The 5,482-nt window shown below is 67.7% G+C and carries 5 protein-coding genes; 1 reads left to right on the plus strand and 4 read right to left on the minus strand.

Annotation, left to right across the window (positions count from 1 at the left end; translation table 11 throughout):
• Positions 1–143: 143 nt before the first annotated feature.
• The 4 genes from ABZS51_RS42140 to ABZS51_RS42155 all read right to left on the minus strand — a co-directional run bounded on the left by ABZS51_RS42140 (position 144) and on the right by ABZS51_RS42155 (position 3,751).
• Positions 144–1,148, minus strand: coding sequence for a methyltransferase (locus tag ABZS51_RS42140; protein WP_310710708.1), 1,005 nt, complete (start codon positions 1,146–1,148; stop codon positions 144–146).
• A 67-nt stretch (positions 1,149–1,215) separates the two neighbouring features.
• Positions 1,216–1,995, minus strand: a complete 780-nt coding sequence (locus ABZS51_RS42145; protein ID WP_355453805.1) for an ABC transporter permease subunit — start codon at positions 1,993–1,995, stop codon at positions 1,216–1,218.
• Positions 1,992–2,768 (minus strand): ABC transporter permease, encoded by a 777-nt coding sequence (locus tag ABZS51_RS42150; protein ID WP_310710710.1) that lies wholly within the window; start codon positions 2,766–2,768, stop codon positions 1,992–1,994. The genes ABZS51_RS42145 and ABZS51_RS42150 overlap by 4 nt, the downstream gene beginning before the upstream one ends.
• Positions 2,765–3,751, minus strand: coding sequence for an ABC transporter substrate-binding protein (locus ABZS51_RS42155; protein WP_355453808.1), 987 nt, complete (start codon positions 3,749–3,751; stop codon positions 2,765–2,767). Before ABZS51_RS42155 ends, ABZS51_RS42150 begins: the two co-directional genes overlap by 4 nt.
• Positions 3,752–4,157: 406 nt before the next feature.
• Between ABZS51_RS42155 and ABZS51_RS42160 the strand changes: the two genes are divergently transcribed.
• Positions 4,158–5,482, plus strand: a 1,325-nt coding sequence (locus ABZS51_RS42160) for a nitrate- and nitrite sensing domain-containing protein (RefSeq protein WP_355453811.1), incomplete at its 3' end; no start/stop codon positions are given.

A 5,482-nucleotide genomic window follows, 5' to 3' on the forward strand; every position in this document is an offset into this window, starting at 1 on the left:
GACGCTGGCGCCGCACATCCCGCTGGTGCGTCTGGACGCGCGCTCCAAGGACTCGGTCAAGAGCGCGCTGATCAACCTCGTCGAACACGCGCTCAGCGTGCGCATGGCCGTGCCGGGCTGGAGCAACTAGCAGACGACGATCGTCAGCTCGGCACGGCCTCGATGAGCGAGGCGCCCGCGCCCAGCTCGACCACGTCCGCGAGCTTCAGGCCGGCCTGGTCCAGCAGCACCGCGTACTCCTGGCGGCTGCGCTCGACGGCGCCGTCGAAGATGGCCAGCATCCGCATGTCGAGATCCTTGCCGAGGTGCGGGGCCTCGTCGTCGGGCAGGACCACTTCGAGGAGCAGCACGCGGCCGGTGGGGGCCATCGCCCGGCGGACGTTGCGCAGGATCCTGACCGCGTCGTCGTCGCCCCAGTTGTGCAGGACGCTGGCCAGCAGGTACACGTCCCCGCCGGCCGGCACCTCGGCGAAGAAGTCTCCCGCCACGACGTCGCACCGGTCGGCCAGGCCCTCGCCGCTCAGCCACTCCCGGGCGCTCTCGGCGACGTGTTCGAGGTCGAAGAGGACACCCCGCATCCCCGGATTGGCCTGAAGGACCGTGGCGAGGATGTGCCCCTTGCCCCCGGCGATGTCCACCATGGTGCCGGCCCGCGAGAAGTCGTACCGCTTCGCCAGGCCGTCGGTGAACGTGACGGCTCTGGCCCGCATGTAGTCGTCGAACAGCCGGCTCGTCTCCGGACGGGCGGCCAGATGCTCGTACAGGTGGCCGTACTGGGCGGCGAACGCCGACCTGCCGGTGCGGACCGTCGTCGGCAGATTGCCCATGGCGTACCAGAAACCCTCCTCACCGAGCATGCGGATGGAGGAACGGATCGAGTCCGGGGCGTCCGAGCGGAGGGCGGCTCCCCGCTCGGTCAGGTCGTGACCGTCCGCCCCGGCCTCGCGGATCAGGCCCATGCCGGCCAGCTCACGCAGGACCCGGCGCAGCGCGTGGGAATCGGCTCCGCAACGCTCGGCCAGTTCTTCGGTCGTGACCGGACCGTGCGCCAGGTGGTCGGCCACACCCAGCTCCGCCATGGTCAGCAGTGCCGCGAAACGGGACAGGCCGGATACCGCGTCCCAGAGGAGATCGTCCGAATGGGGCATGTGTACTTGCCTTCTATGAGTTCAGCAGAAGAGATATGTGAATCTGTGGGTTGGCAGGGCTCGGCGTTCACCTGGTTCGGCCGGCCTGCCGGTGCCAGATCAGCACGCGGTGCTCCATGAGCACGAACAGCGCGTTCGCGAGGTAGCCGAGAAGTCCGAGCAGGGCGATCGTCGCCCAGACGGCCGGGGTGTCGAATCCGCGCTGAGCCTGGAGCAGCTGGTAGCCGATGCCGTCGGTGCTGCCGAAGAGCTCCGAGATGACCATGAGGATCAGCGCCAGCGACAGGCTGAGGCGCAGCCCCGCGAAGATCTTGGGGGACGCGGCCGGAATGACGATCACCCGCAGGCGCTGGGCCCTCGACAGGCCGAAGACCACGCCCGTCTCGGTGTAGGTGCGGTCCACGGCGCGGGCGCCGTCGATGGAGTTGAGCAGCACCGGCCAGATCACACCGAACACGATCGTGGCGAGGTGCATCTGCAGACCCGCGTGGAACAGCACGAGAAAGAGCGGCAGCAGCAGGGGCGGCGGGATGGCGCGACCGAACTCGAAGAGCGGGTCGAAATAGTCGGCCGCCACGCGCGAGCGCCCGAGGACCACTCCCACCGTGATGCCGATCACCGCGGCCAGCAGCCAGCCGCCGAACATGCGTTGCAGGCTGGGCACGATGTTCGCGATCGCGTCATCGGTGAGGAACAGCCGGGACGCGGGCCCGGAGAACCACATCTCCTGCATGCGCAGCACGATCGCCGAGGGCGGCGGGAAGTCGGTGTCCCCGGTCATCCGCGTGACGATCTCCCACACGACGATCACCGCGGGGACGAACCAGAGCCTGGACAGTACCTTCACGACGCTCGCGCCCCCGTCCGCATCCGGTGCCAGTGGAACAGACGGCGCTCCGCGGCCAGCAGTATCGCGTTGGCGGTCAGCCCCAGGGCGCCCGCCCAGAACGTCGCCGCCAGCATCAGGTCCGTTCTGTTCCCGGTTCCGGCCTGGATCACGAAGACCCCCATCCCACCGGTGCCTCCGGCCAGCAGTTCGGCGCTGATGGCCAGGATGAGCGCGATCCCCGCGGCGATCCGGACACCGGTCGCGACGAAGGGCGCGGCGCTGGGGAGGCTGACCCGGCGCAGCACCGCCAGCGGCCCGAACCCGAAGCTGCGCAGCGAGTCCTTGGCCACCGGGTCGACGTCGCGCATGCCGTACAGGGTGTTGATGAGGATGGGCCAGACGGACGCGTAGACGATGACGGAGACCTTCATCGCCATGTCCAGCGGGATCAGCAGGATCGCCAGGGGGATGATCGCGACCGAGGGGATCGGCCGCATGAACTCCAGCAGCGGCCGTACCGCTCGCTCCACGGGGGAGAGAGCGCCCAGCAGCACTCCCAGCGGGACGGCCACCACGACGGCGATCAGCAGACCGAGCGCCCAGTTCCGGAGGGTCATGACCGCCCCCGCCAGGAAGTCGGCGTCGCCGAGCAGGCGCGCCGCCTCGTACAGCACCACCGAGGGCGGGGGGAAGATCAGATCACTGCTCAGGGCGAAACGGATGACCAGCTCGCCGGCGACGAGGAACCCCGCGGCGCCGGCGAGGCCGCGGAGCAGCCGTGCTCCGATCATCCGCTGGCAGCCGTCACGATGATCGACTTGGCGGCGATCGGGCTCTCCAGGTACTTGTACTCGAGCATCAGGTCGGCCACCTTCTGCAGCCGGTTCTCGTTCAGCTCGCTCGGGTAGCTGCCCAGGGTGATGACGGACGCCGTCTGGGCGTCGATCTTCGTGTACTTCGGCAGCACCTTCTCCACTTCCTTGCGGTCGCTGGAGGCGAGCGTCTGCGCCTTGGCGATCGCCCGCTGGAAGGCCGCCATGGTCTTCGGGTTCTTCTGCGTCCACTCGTCGGTGGCCATCCACCCGGCGATGGGGAAGTCCTCCATCTGGCCCGTCATCGTGTCGGCGAGCTTGCGGAAGCCGAGCTGGGTCTGCGTGGCGGTGATGAACGGCTCGGTCATCCAGCCGGCGTCGGCCTGCCCGCTGTTGATGGCGTTGGCCATATCCGGGAACGGCTTCTCCGCGAACTTGGCGTCGGTCTCGCTGAGCCCGGCCACCTTCAGCTGCGTCGTCACCGCAAGCTGGGCGACGTTCTTGAGGTTGTTGACCAGGACGGTCTTGCCCTTGAGGTCCGCCACCGTCTTGATCGGCGAGTTCTTGGGGACCATGATGTTGAAGGTGTTGGGGCCGGCCTGGTACATGTCGGCGATCATCTTGAGCTTCTCGCCCTTGCTGGTCGCGAGGAAGGACGAGACGTAGTTACCTTGGGAGATGTCCAGGGCGCCGCTCTTGATCATCGGGATGGCCGCAGCGCCACCGGTGATGACCACTGGCTCGACCGTGAGGCCCTCGTCCTTGAAATATCCCTTGGCAATGGCGATGTGCAGCGGCGCGACGTCCGGAATGGGCAGGGCCCCGACCTTGATCGTGGTTTTCTCTAACCCCTTGCCACCGGAGGCCGTGGTGGGGGCATCACTGGCCCCGCTGCAACCGGCAAGGGTAAGTGCGGCTGCTACGCCCAGGGCGACGGCGTGACAGCGCAGTATGCGTCTCATGGGGGGTTCTCCTACCAGGGGAAGCTTCTGGAGATGGGCACCTTTGGATGCCGGGCGTGAAGCGTACCGGAGAGAAGATCAGAGCTGAAGCGCTATACCACCTATATGGTGATATCCGCTATATGTCAGATTTGAGAACAATATCCTGGCAAATCCTATATATCCCTGCCGTGTGTTCCTAGTCCGATAGCCGGACACGCAGAGTCGCCGTTGGAACGATGGAAAGCCTGAGGCGTTGGCTCATCACTGAGGTTTGTGCTCAAATTGGGGCGAACTAGCCTGCGATCATCTCGTTGGCGTGACGATGCCGCTCATACCCAAGCAGGCCCATGGCGAGAGGTTGCCACCAGTGACGACGACAACGACCGAGCCCGGTCGTAGGGATCCCGACGTCCCGGGACCGTCCGTGGCCGATGACGTGCCGGCGGAGCTGCCGAACCCGGGCAGCGCGTTCGCCCTGCGTAACTGGCGTGTCCGCACCCGCCTCATCGCGCTGATCGCCGTCCCGACCATCGTCGCCGTGCTCTTCGGCGCCCTGCGGGTCACTGGGTCGATCAGCAGCGCCGAGCAGTACCAGCGGTACAGCGACGTGGGCGCCCTGGTGTCCCAGCTCGGGGAGCTGTCGCGCGACCTCGCGCTCGAACGGGACATGGCGGCGCGCTTCGTCGCCTCGGGCCGCAGGTCACAGGAGGGCGACCAGTTCAGGCGCCAGCAACTGGTCGTGGACGCCAGCGTGAAACGCGTCTTCCCGGTCGCCACGGTGGCCGAGCCGTCGCTGTCGGAGCTGGGCAAGAAGACGCTGACGAACACCCGCACCCGGCTCGGCCAGCTGGCCTCCCTGCGCCAGACCGTGACCAAGTCGCAGCTCCCGCCGCTTCCCACCATGGAGAAGTACTCGGAGACCATCGCCGAAATCCTGCAGCTGTTCGACGAGCTGAGCAACGGCTCGACGGACGAGCAGCTCATCGCGGCGAGCGCCGCCGTGCGCGCCGTCGCCCGCACGGAGGAGGAGGCGTCCCAGCAGCGGGGTCTGCTGACGATCGCCCTCGTCCGGGGCTCCTTCCTGGAGACCGAGTTCAACGCCTTCCTCGACGCCCGCTCCCGGCGCTTCAGCGAGCGCTCCGCCTTCCGCGCCGTGGCCACGCCGGCCCAGCGCCAGTTCTACGACAACACGGTCGCCAGCCAGAAGATCGGCCGAAGCGAGCTGTACGCGAGCAGGGCGGTGCTGCTCCACAGCACCGGCGTGTCCCTGCGCCGGCTGGACCCCGCGACGGCGAGCGACGTCAACCGCTGGTTCGACTCCATGACGGAGACCATCGACCGGCTCCACGCGGTGCAGAAGTCGTTGTCCGAGCAGATCGCCACGCGAAGCGCCGACATCCAGGGCGGCGAGAAGCAGCTGGCCGGACTCAACATCGTCATCGTCGCCGTGCTGCTGCTCATGGTCCTCGCGATGACCTCCATCATGGCCCGTTCGCTCGTCCGGCCGCTCCGCCGCCTGCGCGGAGACGCGCTCAAGGTCGCCAGCCGGACGCTGCCCGAGCTCGTCCGGAACCTGCGCGACGGCGAGGTCGACGCGAAGTCGATCCGCGTGCCGCCGATCGCGGTCTCCTCCAGCGACGAGATCGGTGAAGTGGCGCGGGCGTTCGATGAGGTGCATCGTGAGGCGGTGCGGTTGGCGGGTGAGGAGTCGCGGCTGCGCAGCAATGTGAATGCGATGTTCGTGAACCT

Origin of the sequence: Nonomuraea sp. NPDC005501, assembly GCF_040605905.1 — a bacterium.
Taxonomy (GTDB): domain Bacteria; phylum Actinomycetota; class Actinomycetes; order Streptosporangiales; family Streptosporangiaceae; genus Nonomuraea.